19 protein-coding genes are annotated in these 20963 nt (G+C 67.7%); 11 read left to right on the top strand and 8 right to left on the bottom strand.

Going from position 1 to position 20963, the window contains the following annotated elements:
* The first annotated feature begins 15 nt into the window (after nt 1-15).
* The 6 genes from OG203_RS09525 to OG203_RS09500 are packed head-to-tail and all read left to right on the top strand — an operon-like array spanning nt 16 to nt 5235.
* Nucleotides 16-1362 carry a sensor histidine kinase gene (locus OG203_RS09525; protein ID WP_405165312.1) on the top strand — a complete coding sequence of 449 codons (1347 nt, stop codon included), beginning with the start codon at nt 16-18 and terminating at the stop codon, nt 1360-1362.
* A complete protein-coding gene (locus tag OG203_RS09520) occupies nt 1359-1775 on the top strand; it encodes a roadblock/LC7 domain-containing protein (RefSeq protein WP_405165311.1) in 417 nt (138 codons plus the stop codon). The genes OG203_RS09525 and OG203_RS09520 overlap by 4 nt, the downstream gene beginning before the upstream one ends.
* Nucleotides 1772-2143: a DUF742 domain-containing protein gene (locus OG203_RS09515; protein ID WP_357392043.1), complete on the top strand. Its 372-nt coding sequence runs from the start codon at nt 1772-1774 to the stop codon at nt 2141-2143. Before OG203_RS09520 ends, OG203_RS09515 begins: the two co-directional genes overlap by 4 nt.
* Nucleotides 2124-2738 carry a GTP-binding protein gene (locus tag OG203_RS09510; protein ID WP_405165310.1) on the top strand — a complete coding sequence of 205 codons (615 nt, stop codon included), beginning with the start codon at nt 2124-2126 and terminating at the stop codon, nt 2736-2738. The genes OG203_RS09515 and OG203_RS09510 overlap by 20 nt, the downstream gene beginning before the upstream one ends.
* On the top strand, nt 2735-4018 hold the full coding sequence (locus OG203_RS09505) for a cytochrome P450 (RefSeq protein ID WP_405165309.1): 1284 nt from the start codon (nt 2735-2737) through the stop codon (nt 4016-4018). The genes OG203_RS09510 and OG203_RS09505 overlap by 4 nt, the downstream gene beginning before the upstream one ends.
* The gene (locus tag OG203_RS09500; protein ID WP_405165308.1) at nt 4015-5235 is read left to right on the top strand and encodes a cytochrome P450; all 1221 of its coding nucleotides are present in this window, start codon (nt 4015-4017) and stop codon (nt 5233-5235) included. The genes OG203_RS09505 and OG203_RS09500 overlap by 4 nt, the downstream gene beginning before the upstream one ends.
* Before the next feature lie 244 nt (nt 5236-5479).
* Here OG203_RS09500 and OG203_RS09495 read toward each other — a convergent pair whose 3' ends face one another.
* The 6 genes from OG203_RS09495 to tkt all read right to left on the bottom strand — a co-directional run bounded on the left by OG203_RS09495 (nt 5480) and on the right by tkt (nt 14667).
* The gene (locus tag OG203_RS09495) at nt 5480-7822 is read right to left on the bottom strand and encodes a thiamine pyrophosphate-dependent enzyme (protein ID WP_405167810.1); all 2343 of its coding nucleotides are present in this window, start codon (nt 7820-7822) and stop codon (nt 5480-5482) included.
* A gap of 354 nt (nt 7823-8176) precedes the next feature.
* A complete protein-coding gene (pgl, locus tag OG203_RS09490) occupies nt 8177-8926 on the bottom strand; it encodes a 6-phosphogluconolactonase (RefSeq protein WP_405165307.1) in 750 nt (249 codons plus the stop codon).
* Entirely contained in the window at nt 8919-9827 is a 909-nt protein-coding gene (gene opcA, locus OG203_RS09485) for a glucose-6-phosphate dehydrogenase assembly protein OpcA (RefSeq protein ID WP_405165306.1), read from the bottom strand. The genes pgl and opcA overlap by 8 nt, the downstream gene beginning before the upstream one ends.
* Nucleotides 9824-11383, bottom strand: coding sequence for a glucose-6-phosphate dehydrogenase (gene zwf, locus OG203_RS09480; protein ID WP_405165305.1), 1560 nt, complete (start codon nt 11381-11383; stop codon nt 9824-9826). The genes opcA and zwf overlap by 4 nt, the downstream gene beginning before the upstream one ends.
* Nucleotides 11384-11388: 5 nt before the next feature.
* Nucleotides 11389-12519, bottom strand: coding sequence for a transaldolase (gene tal, locus OG203_RS09475; RefSeq protein WP_405165304.1), 1131 nt, complete (start codon nt 12517-12519; stop codon nt 11389-11391).
* Nucleotides 12520-12525: 6 nt separating this feature from the next.
* A complete protein-coding gene (gene tkt / locus OG203_RS09470) occupies nt 12526-14667 on the bottom strand; it encodes a transketolase (RefSeq protein ID WP_405165303.1) in 2142 nt (713 codons plus the stop codon).
* Nucleotides 14668-15238: 571 nt separating this feature from the next.
* Here tkt and OG203_RS09465 point away from each other — a divergent pair.
* Complete coding sequence (locus tag OG203_RS09465; protein ID WP_405165302.1) at nt 15239-16228, top strand: heme o synthase; 990 nt, start codon at nt 15239-15241, stop codon at nt 16226-16228.
* Here the strand turns inward: OG203_RS09465 and OG203_RS09460 are convergent.
* Entirely contained in the window at nt 16221-17642 is a 1422-nt protein-coding gene (locus OG203_RS09460; RefSeq protein ID WP_405165301.1) for an FAD-dependent monooxygenase, read from the bottom strand. The two genes, OG203_RS09465 and OG203_RS09460, sit on opposite strands and share 8 nt — an antisense overlap.
* 90 nt (nt 17643-17732) lie before the next feature.
* On the opposite strand from OG203_RS09460, the gene OG203_RS09455 reads away from it, so the two are divergent.
* The gene (locus OG203_RS09455) at nt 17733-18329 is read left to right on the top strand and encodes a TetR/AcrR family transcriptional regulator (RefSeq protein WP_405165300.1); all 597 of its coding nucleotides are present in this window, start codon (nt 17733-17735) and stop codon (nt 18327-18329) included.
* A 78-nt stretch (nt 18330-18407) separates the two neighbouring features.
* Here OG203_RS09455 and OG203_RS09450 read toward each other — a convergent pair whose 3' ends face one another.
* Nucleotides 18408-19373: a quinone oxidoreductase family protein gene (locus OG203_RS09450; protein ID WP_405165299.1), complete on the bottom strand. Its 966-nt coding sequence runs from the start codon at nt 19371-19373 to the stop codon at nt 18408-18410.
* Nucleotides 19374-19492: 119 nt separating this feature from the next.
* Between OG203_RS09450 and OG203_RS09445 the strand changes: the two genes are divergently transcribed.
* From OG203_RS09445 to OG203_RS09435, 3 genes are all read left to right on the top strand, one after another.
* The gene (locus OG203_RS09445; RefSeq protein WP_405165298.1) at nt 19493-19843 is read left to right on the top strand and encodes a hypothetical protein; all 351 of its coding nucleotides are present in this window, start codon (nt 19493-19495) and stop codon (nt 19841-19843) included.
* 3 nt (nt 19844-19846) lie between these two features.
* Nucleotides 19847-20641, top strand: coding sequence for a transporter substrate-binding domain-containing protein (locus OG203_RS09440; RefSeq protein WP_405165297.1), 795 nt, complete (start codon nt 19847-19849; stop codon nt 20639-20641).
* A 107-nt stretch (nt 20642-20748) separates the two neighbouring features.
* Nucleotides 20749-20958: a hypothetical protein gene (locus tag OG203_RS09435; RefSeq protein ID WP_357392166.1), complete on the top strand. Its 210-nt coding sequence runs from the start codon at nt 20749-20751 to the stop codon at nt 20956-20958.
* Nucleotides 20959-20963: the final 5 nt, after the last annotated feature.

Genomic DNA, 20963 nt, shown 5'->3' with positions numbered 1-20963 from the left:
TTTCGACGACTGCGCATGCCCCTGTTAGCCCTGCTCACCTGCGCCGCGATCACCTCGGTGGTGGTGGTGATCGCGGTGTACTACGCGCCGACCGACTTCCGCATCGCGCTGACTGTTGGCGCGGTCACCGCCGCTATCGCGTTGTGCGCCACGGTAACCGCGGCGGTGCACTACCGCGGTGTGGCCGGGCGGGCGCGCGAGTCCGCGGCGGCCGTGACCGCCGAGGCGACGGCGCGCATGGCGGCCGCGAGCGAGGCCGCCGGTGTGCACGCGTGGGAATCGAAGAACAGCGAAAGCCGCCGGTCCGCGGCGATGGCCGCGTTCGCCGGTGCTGCGGGCCGCATGCAGGCGATGACCACCAGCATGCTCGCCGAACTGCGCGAGATGGAACACCGGCACGCCGACCCGAAGGTGCTTGCCGACCTGTTGCACCTTGACCACCGCACCGCGCAGGCGGGCCGCCTCGCCGACAGCATCGCCGTACTCAGCGGTGCCCGATCCGGGCGTCGCTGGGCCAAACCCATTGCCATGGAGTCGATCCTGCGTGGCGCGATGGGCCGCGTCTCCGGCTATCAGCGGGTCCGATTGCGCGCCATCGCCGAGATCGCCATCGCCGGTCACGCGGCCGAAGGCGTGATGCACACCCTGGCCGAGCTGCTCGACAACGCCTGTAACTTCTCCCCGCCAACCACCGAGGTGCACGTCTACGCCGCCGAGGTGCCCGCGGGCGTGGTGCTCACCATCGAGGACAGCGGCCTGGTGATGAGCGAATCGGCGCTGCGCCGCGCCGAACAGACCGTGTCGAACGCGAGCCAGGACGGGCGTGGCCAGCGTTCGTCGGACCTGTCGTCGTTGAGCGGAACGCGGCTCGGACTCGCCGTCGTCGGACACCTCGCGCGCAAGCACGGCCTCACCGTGTCCTACCGTCCCTCCGCCATCGGCGGCACCGCGGTGGTCGTGGTGGTGCCGCGCGATCTCACTGCGCGCGTTGATCGTTCGCAACTGGCCTCGCTCGCCACCAACCCCGCGATACCGACCGCGACGTTGCCAAGCGCGACATCGCCGGTCATCGTCGCGCCGCAGCCCGTCGACGAGCCGCAGGAAGCGCCAGCGCTCGAGCCCGCCGCCGAGCTCACCACCATGGGCCTGCCGAAACGGCGCCGCGGCAGCACCCTCGCCGCGGTGCACCCCGCCGGGCTTTCGCTAGCCGAGCCGAGCAAGCCCGCCGCGCCGACACCGCCCGCGGCGACCCCGGCGTCCTTCGGCGCGTTCCAGCGTGCGTTGGCCGGTCGTGACACCGACAACTCCGCTGCCGCAACACCTTCCCCGTCCCCTACCGTTGCCGTGGAGAATGATCGATGACAACGTCTGTTCCGTCGCAACTCAGCTGGCTGTTGGAGCAACTGCTCGCCCGCACCCCGCGCACCAGGCACGCGCTGCTGCTCTCCGGCGACGGGCTCAAGATCTGCCACACCCCGGAACTCAGTATGGACAAGGCCGATCAACTATCCGCCATCGCCGCCGGCATCCAGAGCCTGTCGCACGGCGCCTCCGTCGAGTTCGGTGACGGCAGAGGCGGTGTGCGCCAATCGATGACGGAGTTCTACGGCGGCATCCTCTTCATCGTCGAGGCGGGCCTCGCCGCACACATCGCGGTGGTCGCCGCCGAGGACGCGGACGCCGGACTGGTCGGGCACAACATGCGGGAGCTGGTCGAACAGCTAGGCCACCATCTCGCGTCCGCACCGCGTGTCGGGGGAGCGAGCGTGTCGTGAACAGGCCAGGCCGCGACGACGACCCCGACCGGCTCTACACACTGACCGGGGGACGCAGCAAACCCGACTCCGACAGCTTCGACCTGGTCACCCTCGTGGTCAGCGAATGCGATCCGACCCAGGGCATGCAGTCCGAGCACGTCGCGATTCTGGACATGTGCCGCGCGCCGACCGCGGTCGTCGAGATCGCCGCCGAGCTGCGCATCCCGGTCGGCATCGCGACCATTCTGCTCTCCGATCTGCTGCACGCAGGCAAGATCACCGTCCGGCACCCGAGCAACGGCCCCGCTTACCCGGACGCGCCGTGGAATTCGGTGCCCGACTCCACCACCCTCGAGAAGGTGCTCGTTGGACTCCGCAACCTTTGACGCTCGGCCCGCTCGTGCCGACGCGCCGCTGAACAGCGCAACCCGCCAGGGACTCAAGATCGTCATCGTCGGCGGTTTCGGTGTCGGCAAGACCACCATGGTCCGCGCGGTCAGCGAGATCCGCCCGCTCGACACCGAAGCGACGATGACCAACGCTGGCATCGGCATCGACGACCCGAGCGGCGCACCGGGCAAGTCGACGACGACGGTCGCCTTCGATTTCGGGCGCATCACCATCGACGCCGAAAACGTGCTCTACCTGTTCGGTGCGCCGGGGCAGGAACGGTTCTTCTTCCTCTGGGACCGACTGTTCAGCGGTGCGCTCGGCGCGATCGTGCTGGTCGACCAGCGCCGGATCACCGACTCCTGGTACGCCATCGACCGCCTCGAAGCCCAGCGCACCCGATTCGTCGTGGCGTGCAACAACTTCGGCGGACCCTCTCGACTCCATGAAGTCCGCGACGCCCTTGATCTGGATCCGCAGGTGCCGCTGGTCGACTGCGACGCAAGGTCGCGCGAATCCTGTAAGAGCGTGCTGATCAGCCTGGTCGAGCACATCTACGCCGATGTCCCGCGAGCGGAGACCGCATCATGACCACCTCGAGTGCCGCATCGGCTGCCACCGGCGGCTGCCCGGTCCACCCGGAGACCGGCGCCGTTCCGTTGAGCGGCCCGCGCTTCCACACCGACCCGCAACACCTCTACCGCGAGATGCGCCGCGAACACGGGCCCGTCGTCTCCGTCGAACTGCCGGGCAATGTCCCGGCCTGGCTCGTCATCGGGTATCGCGAGCTGCATCAGGTCACCAGCGATCCGGAGCTGTTCCCGCGCGATGTCAGCCTGTGGAACCAGTGGCCGAACATCCCCGAGGACTGGCCGCTGCTCCCGATGGTCGGGCAGCCGAGGCCGTCGATCTACTTCACCGCGGGCGCCGAGCATCGCAGGCACGTCGCGATGGTCGAGCCCGCGCTGGAATCGGTCGATCCGTTCGAATTGCGCCGCACCTGTGAGGAATTGGCCGACCGGCTGATCGACGGGTTCTGCGGCAGGGGCGAGGCCGACCTGGTCGCCGAGTTCGCCGTGCCGATGCCGGTGCTCGCGCTCGCCTGGGCCCTCGGCTTCCCGGATGAGGACGGCGCACGGCTGGCGTGGAGCATGAAGGCGCTTGCCGACGGCGGCGCCGACGCGCAGGCGGCGTACGGGCGTTTCTACGAGCAGATGCAGCACGTGCTTGCCGCGAAGAAGGCGCGGCCTGGCACCGATCTGGTGTCGCGCATGCTCGCGCACCCCGGCCAGTTCACCGACGAGGAGTACGTGCAGGACCTGATGGCGGTCACCGCCGCCGGGCACCTGCCGACCGCCGACTGGATCGGGAACTCGGTGCGGCTCATGCTCACCGACGACCGGTTCGCCGCGGCACTCGGCGGCGGGCGGCGCAGTGTCGGCGAGGCGATGAACGAGGTGCTGTGGGAGGACACGCCGACCCAGATCCTCGCCGGTCGCTGGGCGGCGCGCGATACCCGGTTGGCAGACAAGGTGATTCGGGCCGGCGACATGCTGCTGCTCGGACTGGCCGCCGCGAACGCGGATCCGCATGTGCGCCAACATCTTGTCGACGGCGTCGAACCCGCGCACACCGGCAACAGCGCGCACTTCGCGTTCAGCTACGGCGAGTACCGGTGCCCGTTCCCCGCTCAGCAACTCGCCGAGATCATCGCGCGGACCAGCATCGAGGTGCTGCTCGACCGGCTGCCCGATATCGATCTCATGGTTCCCGCACAGAACCTGGTTCGGCGTCCGTCGGCCTTCTTGCGCGGCATGACTTCTTTGCCGGTTCGTTTCACCCCAGTTCGTGCAGTCGGAGGTACCCAGTGACCCAAACATGTCCATTCGCCATCGATCCGATGGTCGGTGACCTCGCTGGAGAGACCACCTATCTGCGCACCGCCGGTCCGGTCACGCGGATCGAACTGCTCGGCGTTCCCGCCTGGACCATTACCGAACATGCCGTGGCCAGGCAGTTGCTCGTCGATCCTCGGCTGATCAAGGACATCAGCGGCTGGTCGCTGTGGAACTCCGGTGTGGTGACGCGGCAGTGGCCGCTGATCGGCATGATCGACGCGGGGCGTTCGATGTTCACCGTGGACGGTGCCGAGCATCGGCGGCTGCGGATCAAGACGACGCAGGCGTTGTCGCCGCGTCGACTAGCGGACATCCGGCCCGTGATCGAGCGACTAACCGCCGAGCTGCTCGACGATCTGAGCGCGGCGGGCGGCGATGGTTCGGTCGTTGATCTCAAACAGGTCTTCGCCTACCCGCTGCCGATGCGCGTTGTCGGCGAACTGATGGGCGTGGATCGCGCCGACCACCCGATGTTGCTCACCGCGTACAAAGCGTTCTTCTCGCTGCTCACCCCGCAGGACGAGCGGTTGCGGTTGATCGACGAATTGGATGTCTACTACACGGATTTGGTGCGCAAGAAGACCGCCAACCCCACCGACGACCTCACCAGCGCCCTCATCCTTGCCTCCGACGGCGGCGAACCGCTGACCGAAGAGGAAGTGGTCGGCAACCTGAAGGCGCTCGTCGCCGCGGGTCACGAAACCACCGTCGGCCTCATCCTCAACGCCGTCCGCGCCCTGCTTGCCCGCCCTGAGCAGCTGGACAAGGTCCGGACCGGTGACATCGAGTGGAAGCAGGTCGTCGAGGAAACGCTGCGCTGGGACAGCCCCGTCAGCCACCTCCTGATGCGCTTCGCCACCGAGGACATCACCATCGGTGACACCGTCATCGAAAAGGGCGACGGCGTAGTCATGTCCTACCGCGCCATCGGCCGCGACACCGCCGTACACGGCGAGACCTCCGACGACTTCGACATCACCCGCCCCACCGCCAACCGCCACTTGACCTTCGGCCACGGCCCCCACATCTGCCCCGGCGCCGCCCTCTCCCGCCTAGAAGCCGCCATAGCCCTCCCCGCCCTCTTCGAACGCTTCCCCACTCTGCGCCTAGCAATCCCCAACGAAGAAATCCGCAACCTCCCGGTCCTAACCCAAAACGACCTAGCCGCCTTCCCGGTCCACCTACGCTGACCCGCCCAAAATCCGCACCCTGACTCGGGATCCGCACTGGGAATAGAGGCCTATTCTGGGGCGGATTCAGGGAGTCATCACAACACTCCCTGATCAACAGTGTTGCAATGACTCCCTGAATCCGCCTGAGAATAGAGGCTTATTCCGGGTGCGGCTCCCGAGTCAGGGTGCAGATTTCTGTCCGTGGGTGTGAGGTTTGCCTGTGCTTCACCGCGTGAGGAGGTCGGCTAGCGGGAGTCGATGGTTACTCCGTCAGGAGTTTTCCGGCGGCGGTTTCGATTTTGGTTTCGTCGAGGAGGATGGTGTCGGCGGCGGGGCCCAGGGGGACGAAGGTGTCTTCGCTGGTGATTCTGGCGATGCGGCCTTCGAAGCCCGCGTCTATGAGGGCGGCGCAGAGGGACTCGGAAACGCCGCCGCTGTGGCGGGTTTCGTCGGCGATGAGGACTCGGCCGGTGGCTCGGGCGTGTTGGAGGAGGTCGTCGAGGGGGAGGGGGGAGAGCCAGCGGAGGTCGAGGACTCGGGTTCGGATGCCTCGGTCGGCCAGGCGGCGGGCTACCCGCAGGCTCATGGGGACGCCGTTGGCGAAGGTGACGATGGTGAGGTCGGTGCCGTCGCCGTAGACGCGGGCCTTGCCGATTTCGGCGTGGGTGGTGTCGGAAGTTGTTGCGAGCCAAGCGTTGTCGCCTGGTTCGTGGAGGTCGCGGGTGTGGTAGAGGGCGATGGGTTCTAGATAGACGCAGACGCGGCCGTCTACTCGGGCGGCGGACACGCAGGTGCGGAGGAGGGCGGCGGCGTCGTCGGCGCGGGACGGGGAGGCGACGATGAGGCCGGGGATGTCGCGGAGGGCGGCGATGGAGTTGTCGTTGTGGAAATGGCCGCCGAAGCCCTTCTGGTAGGCGTAACCGGCGATGCGGACCACCATCGGATTGCGGTAGCGCCCATCGGAGAAGAACGACAGGGTGGCCGCCTCGCCGCGCAACTGGTCGGCGGCATTGTGCACGTAGGCCAGGTATTGGATTTCGGGGATCGGGATGAAACCGGCGAGCGCGGTGCCGAGTGCGGTGCCGAGCACGCTCTGTTCATCGAGCAAGGTGTCGAAGACGCGGCGCTTGCCGAATTGCTTTTGCAGACCCTTGGTTACGCCGTACACGCCGCCCTTGCGGCCGACATCCTCGCCGAAGACGAGCACGTCGGGGTCGCGGGTCAGCAGGTTCGCCAGTGTGCGGTTGATCGCCTGCCCCAGGGTCACCGGATCCGCGTTCAGCGCATCGCTATTCGCCTCGCGGACAGTGGAATCGCGCTGTAGGCCAGCGCGTTGTGCCGCGGTTTGTGGCGCCGCGGCGGCACGTGCGGTATCGGTGTGCAGTGCGTCGGCGTCGGCCGCGGTCATACGCGCCGTGGATGTCGCCGGGTCGTCGTGCCGTGCGTCGACGCGGAGGACGTCCTCGCGCACCAGCGCTGGATGGGCGGGGGCGAGGGACGCCATTACCGCGGCGGCGGAGGTCAATTTCGGTTCGCGCCAGACGATTTCGGCCATGGTGGCGACGCGGTCGGCGATGCTGTCGTAGCGTTCGAGCACCTCGGTTGGCGTGGCGACTCCGGTCGCGACCAGCAGGCGGGCGGTCGCGGTTACCGGGTCGCGGAGCAGGTCGGCGGCGATGTCGGCGGGCCTGCGGTAGGCGGCCTCGACGTCGGAACCGGCGTGGCCCATCAGCCGGACCGTCCGCATGTGCAGGAAGGCGGGCTTGCGGTGTTCGCGGACCCAGGCGGCGGTCGCGGTCGCGGTGGTGAGTGCGTCGATGGGATCGCAGCCGTCGGCGCCGAAGTACTCGAGGCCCGGGCGGGAGCCGTAGGCCTGCTGGATCCAATCCGCGGGAGTCGGGACGCTGATGCCGATGCCGTTGTCCTCGCAGAGGAACAGGATCGGCAGCGGAACGCCTTGGCGGGCAGTGTGAATCGCCGCGTTGATCGCGCCCGCCGCGGTGGAATGGTTGGCCGACGCGTCGCCGAAACTGCACAGCACCACCGCATCCGACGGCCACTCACTCGAAACACCCAGCCGCGCGGCACGATCGATCGCGAAGGCGAGGCCGACGGCGCGGGGAAGGTGGGAGGCGATGGTCGAGGTCTGCGGGATGATGGCGGCGGGCTTGCTGCCGAAGACCTTGTGCCGCCCACCGGAAATCGGATCCGCCGCCGCGGCGACGACACCGAGCAGCACGTCGCGGATCGGATCGAGGCCGGGCACCCGCCGGGTGCGTTGCACGAAAAACGCGCCGGACCGGTAGTGCAGCAACGCGGGATCGGTCACCCGAAGCGCCACCCCGAGCGCCGCATTCCCCTCATGCCCCGACGACCCGATGCTGTAGTACCCGCGCTTACTCGCGCCCAACTGCCGCGCCGCCAGATCCAGCTGCCGACTCGTCGCCTGGGATTCGAACAACTCCAGCAGCGTCGCCCCGGTAATCCCAGGCGCGATGTCATCCACCGCCGCCTGCCCCGGCGTCAGCGCACCGACCGCCGCCCGAAACCGATCGTCAAGAACCTTGCCCGGACTGGATCCGGGGTTCGCGTCCCGCTCGCTCATTCGCGCCAGCTTAACGGTCATCCGATGATTTTGCGCGTCATCGAGGCTCTGGCCGGACTAATTCCCGTCAGATCAACTCGTGCCGTGCGAATGGTCGGCTATCGCCGCGATCACCGCACGCCTTTGCTGCAGCGGATGCGCCAGGTCCGGCCACCAGAAGTAACGCGAAATCGGCTCGCACAGCCAGTCCGAGCGCCGCGCTGCCGCTGGGCATTCGGCTCCACCATGTCCCGCTCGGCGGGCAGTAACCCTGCGGCGGTGCGCCGAACGGGACATGGTGGAGCGCCTTCTCGAACTTTGGCGCCACCAAGTCCCGTTTGGCGACCCGCCTCGCCGGGCGATGGAACGTGGGGTTCAGTCGGGCAGTTGGAGGGCTGAGGCGGCGTCTTGGTCAAGGAGCCAGGTGGTGGATTCGGCGCCGAGTGCGCCTGCGGAGGGGATGTCGACCGGGTCGGCGCCGGAGATGGCGGCGGCGACGGCTTCGGCTTTGGCGGCACCGCCGACGATCAGTACCACGTGGCGGGTGCGGTGGATGGCTGGGAGGGTGAGGGTGACTCGGACCGGCGGGGGTTTCGGCGAATTCGTTACGGCGACAACGAGTTCGTGTTCTTCGCGGACCGCGTCGGTATGCGGGAACAGGGAGTTGATGTGTCCTTCGCCGCCCATGCCGAGCAGGTGCAGGTCGAAGGAGCCGTGTTCGGCGAGGTAGGCGTGGACGGCCGTGGAGTATTCGGCGGCGGCCTCGATCGGGTCGGGGTATTCGCCGTCGGAGGCCGCTACCGGATGCACCCGGGACGGGTCGACGGGGACGTGGTCGAGCAGGGCTTGGCGGGCCTGGAGGTCGTTGCGCTCCGGGTCACCGGCGGGCACGAAACGCTCGTCGCCCCAAAAGAAGTCGACCTGAGACCAGTCGATGTCACCGGGCGACTTGCGGACCAGTTCGAGCAGTCCGATGCCGGTGCCGCCGCCGGTCAGCACGACCGACGCGGATCCGCGCTCGGCCTGGGCGGCGACGACCACATCAACGAACCGTGCCGCCGCTGCGGCAACAAGCGATTCGGTATCGATGTGGACTTCGACGGTGTCGCTCGCTGACTCACTCATAGGTCACCTTCTCGATTCCGGCGAGCGCCTCGGCATAGATCTCATCGGCGTCCAGCCTGCGCAGCTCCTCGGCAAGACAGTCGCGGGTTTCCCTGCGTGCCAACGCGATTCGCTGATCAGGATCACCGGTGCGGGTAAGCGTCGCGGTGCGCCCGGTCTGCGGTCGTTCGATCGTGACCGACACCGACGGCCGGTGAATCTCCACCCGCAGCGCGCCGGAGCGGCGGATCACCGGGCAGTTGAGCCGGATGGCGAGCCAGCCCGCCAGGGTGTCCAGCGCCGGTTCGTCGCGCAGCCCGGAGACCAGCACCGATTGCACCGGCTCGAAGGGTGGCTCGTCCATCGCGGCGGCAAGCAGCGCGCGCCAGTAGGTGATCCGGCTCCAGGCCAGATCGGTGTCACCGGCGGCATAGGAGCCGAGCCGCTTCTTGATCGCGGCCTGCGGGTCGGCGGCGAAGGTGGCGTCGGTGATGCGCCGAGTCGCCAAGCGGCCCACCGAATCCTTGGACGGGAACTCCGGGGCGCCGCGCGGCCACCAGGCGACCACGGGGGTGTCCGGCAGCAGGAACGGGATGACGACGCTGCTTTCGTGATTGATCAGCTCGCCCTGCAGCCGCAGCACGATCACCTCGGCCGCGCCCGCGTCACCGCCGACCCGGATCTGGGCATCGAGCCGGGTCTCGGCATCGCGATCGCCGCGCGCCAAAACGACCACCCGGCAAGGGTGTTCGCGGCTGGCGTCGTTGGCGGCGTCGATGGCATCCTCCGCCTCGGAGCTGTCAAGGGTGCACACCACCAGGGTGAGCACCCGCATCATGGTGATCACGCCGTTGCTCTCGCGCAGCGCCACGATGCGCTTGGTGACCTCGCCGGTGGTGGTGTTCGGAATGTCGATGATCATGGCCGCCGCCATTCGCGCCCGGTGCGAGCGAGCATCTCGTCGGCCGATGACGGACCCCAGGTGCCCGCCTCGTACGGTTCGGGTTTACCTTCTTCGGCCCAGCGCTCGAGCACCGGATCGAGGATGCCCCAGGACAATTCGACCTCCGCGTTCACCGGGAACAGTGACGGCACCCCGAGCAGCACGTCGAGGATCAGGCGCTCGTATGCCTCGGGGGAGGACTCGGTGAACGCCTCGCCGTAGCTGAAATCCATGTTGACGTCGCGCACTTCCATGCTCGACCCCGGCACCTTCGACCCGAACCGAGTGGTGATGCCCTCGTCCGGCTGCACCCGGATGACCAGCGCGTTCTGCCCGAGATCCTCGGTCATGGTCTGATCGAACGGCAGGTGCGGCGCCCGCTTGAACATCACCGCGATCTCGGTGACCCTGCGCCCCAAGCGTTTTCCGGTGCGCAGGTAGAACGGCACACCCGCCCAGCGGCGCGTGTCGACCTCGAGGGTGATCGCGGCATAGGTCTCGGTGCGCGATTCCGGGTCGAAACCCTCCTCGTTGAGCAGCCCGACCACTTGCTCGCCGCCCTGCCAGCCGTCCGCGTACTGCCCGCGTGCAGTGGTCTCGTCCAGCGGCTCAACGAGTTTGATGGCCGAGAGCACCTTGATCTTCTCGGCCTGCAACTGCTTGGGCTGGAAGCTGATCGGCTCCTCCATCGCGGTGAGCGCGAGCAGCTGAAGCAGGTGGTTCTGGATCACGTCGCGCGCGGCGCCGATGCCGTCGTAATAGCCTGCGCGCCCGCCCAATCCGATGTCCTCGGCCATGGTGATCTGCACATGGTCGACGTAGTTGGCGTTCCAGATCGGGTCGTAGAGCTGGTTGGCGAAGCGCAGCGCCAGGATGTTCTGCACCGTCTCTTTGCCGAGGTAGTGGTCGATGCGGAAGACCGTCTCCTCCGGGAACACGCCGTTGACCAGTGCGTTGAGCTCCTGGGCGCTTTCCAGGTCGTGCCCGAACGGCTTCTCGATCACCACCCGCCGCCACGGCTTACGGCCCGCGGCGTCGGTGGCGGTCGGCTGCGCGAGTCCGTGCTCGGAGAGCTGGTTCAGCACCACGGGGAACATGTTCGGCGGAATCGACAGGTAGAAGGCGTGATTGCCGCCGGTGCCGCGGTCCTTGTCCAGCTTCGCCAGGGTGTCCGCGAGGGTAGCGAAGGCCGTGTCGTCGTCGAAACTGCCCTGCACGAAACGGATTCCCTCGGCCAGGTGGTCCCAGACCTCCTGGCGGAACGGAGTGCGGGCGTGTGCCTTCACCGAGTCGAGCACCACCTTGGCGAAGTCCTCGTCCGCGTAATCCCGCCTGGCGAAGCCGACCAGCGCGAAACCGGGAGGCAACAGCCCCCGGTTCGCGAGGTCATAGATGGCCGGCATCAGCTTCTTCCGAGACAGGTCACCGGTGACACCGAAGATCACCACGCTGCACGGGCCCGCGATGTGCGGAACCCGCTTGTCCCGCTCGTCGCGCAGCGGGTTCTGCCAGGTCGGGGTTTTGGGGCCGGCCATCGTTGTCAGTTGTTCCCGGCCGCGGAAAGTTCGTCCGTGGTGGCGGAAATCAGTTCCGCCCACGACTTTTCGAACTTGTCAACGCCCTCGGTCTCCAATACCGCGAACACGTCGTCCAGGTCGATGCCGACGGCCGACAGCTTGTCGAAGACTGCCTGGGCGGCCTCGGCCGTGCCGCTGACGGTGTCGCCGCGGATCTCGCCGTGATCGGCGACGGCCTCCAGGGTCTTCTCCGGCAGCGTGTTCACCGTGTTCTTGCCGACCAGCTCGGTGACGTACATGACGTCGGAGTACTCCGGGTTCTTCACACCGGTCGAAGCCCACAGCGGCCGTTGCCGATTCGCGCCCGCGGCACCGAGGTTGTTGTAGGTGGAGGTGTGCTTGCCGCCGTCGAATACGTCCTGGTATTCGGCATAGGCCAAGCGCGCGTTGGCGATTCCGGCCTGCCCGCGCAACGCGAGGGCCTCGTCGGTGCCGATCGCCTCGAGCCGCTTGTCGATCTCGGTGTCCACCCTTGACACGAAGAACGAAGCGACCGAATGGATCTTGCCGAGGTCGTGGCCTGCGGTCTTGGCGGCGCGCAGGCCGTCGAGGTAGGCGCCCATCACCGAGCGGTAGCGCTTGACGGAGAAGATCAGCGTCACGTTCACGCTGATGCCCTCGGCGATCACCTTGGTGATCGCGGGCAGGCTCGCCTCGGTGGCCGGGATCTTGATGAACAGGTTGGGCCGGTCGACGGTCTTCCACAGGTCGATGGCCTGCGCGATGGTCTTGTCCGCGTCGAACGCGAAGCGGGGGTCGACCTCGATGGAGACGCGACCGTCGACGCCGTTGGACGCCTCGTAGGCACCGGCGAAGACGTCACAGGCGGCGCGCACGTCGTCGGTGGTGATGGTGCGGATCGCAGCGTCGGCGTCCGCGCCTTGGGCGGCAAGCTCTTTCAGCTGTCCGTCATAGGCGTTGCCCTTGCTGAGCGCGCCCTGGAAGATCGTCGGGTTGGTGGTCACCCCGACGACATTGCGGGTCTCGATCAGCTCGGCCAGGTTGCCGGACTGGATCCGGTCCCTGGACAGGTCGTCGAGCCATACGGAGACACCTGCCGCGGCGAGGGCGGCGGTATTCGCGTTCTGTGCCATGAGCGCTTATCCCTTCACATTCTCGAGTGCGCGCTGCGCGGCGGCAACGACGTTGTCCGTAGTGAAGCCGAACTCGCGGAACAGGGTCTTGAAGTCGGCGGAAGCACCGAAGTGCTCGATCGAGACGATCTCACCAGCGTCACCGACGAACCGGTGCCACGGCATCGCGATACCCGCCTCGACGGCGACGCGCGCACGCACCGCGGGCGGGAGCACCTCGTCCCGGTACGCCTTGTCCTGCGCGTCGAACCACTCCACACACGGCATCGAGACCACCCTGGTTCCGATGCCCTGCGACTCCAGCGTAGTCCTGGCGTCGACGGCGAGCTGGAGCTCCGAACCGGTAGCGATCAGGATCACCTGCGCAGTGCCCGTGGATGATTCGGCGAGCACGTAGCCGCCCTTGGCGACGCCCTCGTAGCTGGTGCCCTCCTGGATCGGCAGATCCTGGCGGGTCAGCGCGAGCGCGGACGGGCCGTCCTGGTGCGGCTGCTCGGACACCGAGAAGTGCGAGGTGTGCTCGCTGCTGTCGCGCTCCAGGATGGTGCGCCACGCGTAGGCGGTCTCGTTGGCGTCGCCGGGTCGGACGACGTTGAGGCCGGGGATGGCGCGCAGCGCGGCGAGGTGCTCGATCGGCTGGTGCGTCGGGCCGTCCTCACCGAGGCCGATGGAATCGTGCGTCCACACGTAGATGGCGGGGACTCGCATCAGCGCGGCCAGGCGCACCGCGGGACGCATGTAGTCGCTGAACACCAGGAAGGTGCCGCCGTACGGACGGGTCGGGCCGTGCAGCGCGATGCCGTTGAGGATCGCGCCCATGGCGTGCTCGCGCACACCGAAGTGCAGGGTGCGCCCGTACGGGTTGGCCTTCCACATGCCGGTGGAGATCGACTCCGGGCCGAAGCTGCCCTCGCCGGACATGGTGGTGTTGTTGGACTCGGCGAGGTCGGCCGAGCCGCCCCACAGCTCGGGCAGCACCGGGGCGAGCGCGGCGAGCACCTTGCCGGACGCCTTGCGGGTGGCGACACCCTTCGGATCCGGTTCGTAGGTCGGCAGCTTCTCCGCCCAGCCCTTGGGCAGGTCGCGCTTGGCGAGCCGATCGAAGAGGGCCTTGTTGTCCGGGTTGGCCTTCGCCCACGCGTCGAACTGCTGCTGCCACGCGGCGTGCGCCTGCTTGCCGCGCTCGATCGCCTTGCGGGTGTGCGCGATGACCTCGTCGGCCACCTCGAAGCTCTGCTCCGGGTCGAAGCCGAGGATCTTCTTGGTCGCGGCCACCTCGTCCGCGCCGAGGGCGGCACCGTGCGCGGCGCCGGTGTTCATCTTGTTGGGCGCCGGGTAGCCGATGATGGTGCGCAGCACGATGATCGACGGCTTATCGGTCTCCGCCTTGGCGGCCGCCAGCGCGGACTCGATGGCGACGACGTCCTCGCCACCCTCGACCACCTGGACATGCCAGCCGTACGCCTCGTAGCGCTTGGCGACGTCCTCGGTGAACGCGATGGTGGTGTCGTCCTCGATGGAGATCTTGTTGTCGTCGTAGATCAGTACGAGGTTACCGAGCTGCTGGGTGCCGGCGAGCGAGGACGCCTCGGACGTGACGCCCTCTTCCATGTCACCGTCGGAGGCGATCACGTAGATGAAGTGGTCGAACGGGCTGGAGCCTGCCGCGGCGTTCGGATCGAACAGGCCGCGCTCGCGGCGGGCGGCCATCGCCATGCCGACCGCGGAGGCCAGCCCCTGACCCAGCGGGCCGGTGGTGATCTCGACGCCGTCGGTGTGCCGGAACTCGGGGTGGCCCGGGGTGAGTGAGCCCCACTTGCGCAGGTGCTTCAGATCGTCCAGTTCCAGACCGAAACCGGCCAGGTAGAGCTGGATGTACTGGGTGATGCTGGAATGACCACAGGACAGCACGAAACGGTCCCGGCCGACCCAGCTCGGATCGCTCGGGTCGATGCGCAGCGTGCGCTGATAGAGGGAGTACGCCAGCGGCGCCAGGCTCATCGCGGTGCCAGGGTGCCCGTTTCCGGCGTTCTGCACCGCGTCCGCGGCGAGCACTCGGATGGTGTCGACGGCCTTGGTGTCCAGATCCGTCCAGTCGTCCGGGTGATTCGGCTGAGTGAGGGCGCGGATGTCGTCTGTGACTGACACGACCGAGGTTCTCCTGACATTGGTTTCGTCGACGGCGGCAAAACTGGCGGCGGTGAACGCACGGCAGCTGCGCGTGCATACCGGGTGTGTACCCAACCACCCTAGATGTGCACGCTGAGCGGCACGAGGGGAACCCTGTGTTTATTTGCCGCGCGGGCGCGGCGTGTTCGCGGCCCGTGTATCAGCATCGCGCAGCGATTCGATGAGGGGCGGTGGTCGGGTGACGGGTGGGCCTCACGTCCGAGTGGTCGAGACTCGCGCCTGCGGCGCATGCGCTTCGACCACTCGGACGCGAGACGGGCCGCGAACGCGCTCGTAAGACTCGCTTTGTGGGGGGCGGGTCGGGATATGAATCGCTTGGTCAGGTGGATCACACTCCGAATGTTGTTGTGTGGGGCTATGCGAGCACCGAGCGCGGCGGGGTCTACCATCCTCTGTAGTAGTAGCCGCGCCGCACGGCTGAGGGGCGCCGAGGCGGGCGAAGGTCCAGCTCTCGCGCATCCAGCTCTGCGGGACCGAGCGTGCTGCTTGGTCCATGCCGGATGCGATGCACAGCGTGCGAGGAGAAACAGTGCGGATTGGGCAACAGCCGGGTGGCAGTGACGCGCACGGCTCCGCTCCGACGGCGCTGGCCGACCGGTTCACGGGGCCGGGCCTGCCGTCCCGACTGATGCGGCGGGTGCTCGCGTATATCGCGCTCACCAAGCCGCGGGTCATCGAACTGCTGCTCGTCGCGACGATTCCGACGATGCTGCTCGCCGACCGAGGGCATATCGACATCCGCCTCATCCTGGTGACGCTGTTCGGCGGCTGGATGGGCGCGGCCAGCGCGAACACCCTGAACTGCGTCGCCGACGCCGATATCGACAAGGTGATGAAGCGGACCGCGAAGCGCCCGCTGGCCAGGGAGGCGGTGCCGACCTCGCACGCCTTCGTGTTCGGTGTCGTGCTCGGCCTCGCCTCGTTCGCCTGGCTGTGGTGGCAGGCGAACCTGCTCAGCGGTGTGCTCGTCGTCGCGACAATCCTGTTCTACGTCTTCGTCTACACCCTCGGCCTCAAGCGCCGCACCTCACAGAACGTGGTGTGGGGCGGCGCCGCGGGCTGCATGCCAGCCCTGGTCGGCTGGTCCGCGGCCACCGGCGGCATCGGCTGGCCCGCGATCGCGCTGTTCGGCGTCATCTTCTTCTGGACGCCGCCGCACACCTGGGCGCTGGCCATGCGCTACAAGGAGGACTACCGCGCGGCGGGCGTGCCGATGCTGCCGGTGGTGGCGACCGAGCAGGTGGTGACCAAGCAGATCGTCATCTACACCTGGCTCACCGTGCTCACCACGTTGGCCCTGGCTCCCGCGGCCGGAGTGGTCTACACAGCCGTCGCGCTGGTGGCCGGAGCGTGGTTCCTGCTCATGGCGCACCAGCTGTACTCGGGCGTGCGGCGCGGCGAATCGGTGAAGCCGTTGCGGCTGTTCCTGCAGTCGAACAACTATCTCGCCGTGGTGTTCTGCGGTCTCGCGGTCGATTCGGTGCTCGGCTGGGACACCCTGGGCAGCTTCCTCAACTGATCGCGCCGAGGTAGCCGTCCGGCCGGACGGTGACCCTGGTTCCGTCGACCGCGTGGTACGCGGCGAACGCGTGACCCTCGACATCGATGACGTGTCGTCCGATGGCGGTGGCGCCGGGCCGGATCACCGCGTATGCCTCGGGATCGGCGGGGAGTTCGCCGGTTTCGCCGAAGTACAGGTGTGTCGCGTGCGGGCCGCGGAACAGGTCGAACAGTCGGATCGCAGTGCCCGCCATATCTTTCAGCGGTGCGTCCGGGGCGCGATCACCCACCACGAGCGGACGGCGATCGGCCAGGTCGCGGTAGCTGATGTCCAGTTGCTGGGTCTCCGGGCCGCGTTCCATCGCGTCCTCGGCACCGTCGACCAGCTTGTCGAGCAATGCCGAGCTCACGCCGAGCACGCGAGCGGCGACCGTCCTGCGCTCGGATTCATAACTGTCCAACAGTGATTCGTCGCCGCCGACCGCGGCGGCCAGCTTCCAGCCGAGGTTGTAGCCGTCCTGGATGCCGGTGTTCATGCCCTGTCCGCCGGTCGGCGGGTGCACGTGCGCCGCGTCACCGGCCAGGAACACGCGGCCGTCCCGGAATCGTTCGGCCAGGCGGACATTCGGCCGCCATACGGTCACCCAGGTCAGGTCGGTCAGCGTGATGTCGGTGCGGCCGGAGTAGCGGTCGACGTACTCCTGCAGCACTTCGAGGGTCGGCTCGGCGTCGCCGGTCAGCGGGGCCGCGAACTGGAATTGGCGGCCACCGGGCAGGGGAGACATGGCGATTCCCTCCATCGGCCGATCGGCACCGGCGAACCAGTAGCCGAACTCATGGTCGAGCGCGTCGGCGCGGACATCGCCGAGCAGCATCCGCAGCGATTCGTCGGTGCTGCCCTCGAACGCGATACCCAGCGCCTTACGCACCGTGCTGCGGCCGCCGTCGGCGCCGACCAGGTAGGCGGCGCGCACGGTTTCCTCGATGTCGTCGTGGGTCAAGGTCGCGGTGACGCCGGTCGCGTCCTGCGTGAAGGTGGTCAGCGCTGTGCCGAGTTCGACCTGGACACCGAATTCCGCGAGCCGATCGCGCAGGATCGCCTCGGTCCGCGACTGCCCGAGCATCCATGGATTGGGGTAGGGGAGTGCGGGCGTCGGGTCGATCGGCTCCCAGATCCTGCGCTCGCCGACGAACTCGCCGCCGAGGTAGGCCCGCGTGATCGGCGCCGGGATGCCCGCGGCCAGCACCGCGTCGATGACCCCGAGGTCGTCGAACACTTCGAGGGTGCGGGGCTGGATGCCGTCGCCGCGTGAGCCAGCGAAGAACTCGGTGGCCTTGTCGACGACGCGTACTGGAACGTTCCGGCGGGCCAGTTCGAGCGCGAGGGTCAGTCCGGTCGGCCCGGCGCCTGCGATGAGTACCTGGTCCTGCACGATTCCTCCTATATGAACTTCAATTCAGTGAATGTAAATTCAGTATGAGAGTTGGTACGTTCCCTGTCAAGGAGGTGGGTGCAGGTGTCGATGAGTCGCAAAGAGAAGTCGGCCGAAACCGAGCTCGCGCTGAAGACGGCGGCCCTACGGCTGTTCGCCGAGCGTGGCTACCTGAACACCAAGATCGTCGACATCACGACAGCGGCTGGCCGCGCGGCCGGGTCGTTCTACAACCATTTCGCGGGCAAGGAAGAGCTACTCCAGGCGCTGTTGAACGACGTTGCGGCGCAAAGCGATGTGACGGCGGAGGGACCGGGCCACAACCCGGACTTCACCGATCCGGCGGCGATCCGCTTCCACGTCGAGGAATATTGGGTCGCGGCAAGGCAGCACTGGGCGGTGTTCCGATCGATCCAGCAGGCGGCCCTGATCAACGACGAATTCGCCAGGCAGGCAGGTCAGTTCGCGATCCAGCAACGTCGCGACATCGCCAATCACCTTGACGGCTTCGGGCCGCGCGGGCTGACGCTGCCAAGCACCCCCGACGCCAGTCTGGCGATGATGTTCCTACTCACCACCAGCATGGTGCAGGCCGTCGAAGAAGGCGCCGTCGAGCTGACCGACAAACAAGCCGTAGACGGCCTGACCCGCTTCATCTACCGAGGCCTGACCGGCCTGGACTACTAGCGGCTCGGCCGGACGCGCCCCGAGCCGCACGCGTGTTGGTGCGGCGAGTCGTGGTGTGGGGAATCAGAAGGCGTGCGGTCAGGGGATCAAGACGATAGAGCCGGTTGTCTTGCGCGCCTCGAGATCGCGGTGGGCTTGTTCGGCCTCGGCGAGGGGATAGGTCGCGCCGACGCGGATCTTCAGGGTGCCGCTGGCCATGGCGTTGAGGACATCTGTTGCGCGCCAGAGCAATTCGGCACGATCGCGGACGTAGTTGGCCAGGGTCGGGCGGGTGACGAACAGCGAGCCGGAACTGGCGAGGCGCTGCAGGTCGAATGGGGGCACGCGGCCGCTGGCGCCGCCGAAGAGCGCGAGCATGCCGCGCACGCGCAGCGAGGCCAGGCTGGCCTCGAAGGTGGCCGCGCCGACGCCGTCGTAGGCCGCCGCGACGCCGATGCCGTCGGTGAGCGCGCGTACCTGGTCGGCGAGGTTGTCGCCGTAGCGAAGCACCTCGGCGGCGCCCGCCTCGCGGGACAGCTTTTCCTTCACGTCGGACGACACCGTGGTGATCACGCGGGCGCCGCGGGCCACGGCAAGCTGGGTCAGGATCAGGCCGACACCGCCCGCGCCCGCGTGCACGAGGACGGACTCGCCCGGCTGCGGTGTGTAGATCGTTTCGAGCAGGTAGTGCGCGGTCATGCCTTGCAGCAGCGCGGAGGCGGCGACCGTCGGGTCGACATCGTCGGGCACCGCGATGGCCACCTCGGCGTCCACCGCGGCGCGCTCGGTGTAGCTGCCGGGCCCGGTCGCCCAGGCGACCCGGTCGCCGACGGCGAACTCGGTGACGTTCGCGCCGACCTCGGCGATCACGCCGGTGGCCTCGGAGCCGGGAATGTAGGGCACGTCCTGGGGGTAACGGCCGGTGCGAATGTAGGTGTCGATGAAATTGATGCCTACCGCTTGGACATCGACGAGCAGCTGATCAGGGCCGATTTGCGGATCGGGCACCTCGACGTACTTCAGTACTTCGGGACCACCGAGTTCGGATACCTGGATCGCACGCATGAGATCTGTTGTACACCTTCGACGCAGCATCAGCCGGGGGAGGAGCTCGGGCAACCACGCACACCGACAATTCGGCACAGCGACTGGACCGTTTGCTACTGGCCGGTAAACTCCTTGCCATGAGTGCTCATGCCGCCACTGCCCCGGTGAAGTTGTCGGGCGCCCTCGTGGAGTCCGTCAAGGGATTCGTCGCCGATCACGACGGCTCGGCCACCGCCGTGCTGCAGCCCGTCGGCCGCGCCGGTGTCCGGGTGACGCTGGTCGGTGCCGACGGCATCCTCGGCGACCGCGTCGTCGCCGACCTGGCCACCGCGAAGGAACTCGTCGCGACCGTCGACGGGCTCACCGAGGCCGACGAGTGGGACCGCGAGCTGACCTCCGTGGTCACCCCGCGCAAGTCGCACTGGACCAAGATGGCGGGCTGGGTGGCCAACCAGAAGCGATTCCCCAAGGCGCGCAACGAGAACTGAGCGATGCGAGGGACGCGGCTGTTCGGCCGCATCGGCGCGGTATTGCTTGCCGGGTGGACAGTCCTTGTGGCGCCGGCGATTCCGGCGGGAGCCGACGAGGCGAACGCACTGCGCGTGTGCACGCCGGGGGACTACCCGCCGTACTCGATAGCCGATGCTGGCGGATATCGCGGCATCGATATCGATCTGGCGCGCGGATTCGCCGACATGCTCCGTCGGCCGGTCGAGTTCGTTCCGGTCACCTGGGCGACGATGAAGACGGATTTCGCTGAGCGCCACTGCGATATCGCGGTCGGCGGCATCTCCGACCAGCCCGCCCGCCGCGCCTACGCCGACTTCTCCCTCACCTACGGGACCGACGGAAAAACGCCGATCACCCGCCGCGCCAACGGCACCGACTACTCGACGATCGACCAGATCAATCGCCCCGAGGTGCGCGTGATCGCGAATCGCGGTGGCACCAACGAGGAATTCGCCCGCACGAACTTCCCGGACGCCCAACTCACCCGCTGGCCGGAGAATCTCACCATCTTCGACGAGATCGAGCAGGGCCGGGCCGACGTCTTCGTCACCGACGCCGTCGAGGGCCGCTACCGAGTCCGCCAGCACCCCGGCCTCCAGGTCCTGCACCCGGACAAGCCTTTCGACTCCTTCGGCAAGGTCCTGCTGGTCCGCAAGGATGACCCGGTCCTGTCCACCACCCTCAACGCATACCTGGCCACCCAACTGGCCACCGGCGCGATAGACCACCTCCTCGACCAGTGGATCGGCCCCGACGCGACGGTTCCCGTCGGCTGATACCGCCGGCCCGGAACCTGTCCGTATCGAATCCGTAAAGATGCTTGCGGCAAGGGATTAGGCGGGGTCACCGTGAGGGGTCGAACTGCGGCGGGGTCGGAGGAGTGGTGGCGACAGATGTAATCGGCAAGATTGCGCGCGTGACCGCGGCAATCCGGCCGGACCACCTCGGTGAGGTGGTGATCGAGGTGCGGGCGGGGACCGAACGATTCCTGGCGCGGGCCGCCGACGGGGAGACAACTATTCCCAAGCACACCCAGGTTCTCGTGATCGGGAGCCTGGGTGGGCGCACGGTCGAAGTCACTCCCTTGAAATGAAGGTG

Origin of the sequence: Nocardia sp. NBC_01499 (assembly GCF_045040275.1) — a bacterium.
Taxonomy (GTDB): domain Bacteria; phylum Actinomycetota; class Actinomycetes; order Mycobacteriales; family Mycobacteriaceae; genus Nocardia.
Note: the sequence above shows the minus strand (reverse complement) of the source record. Positions and strands in the feature narration are given on the sequence as shown.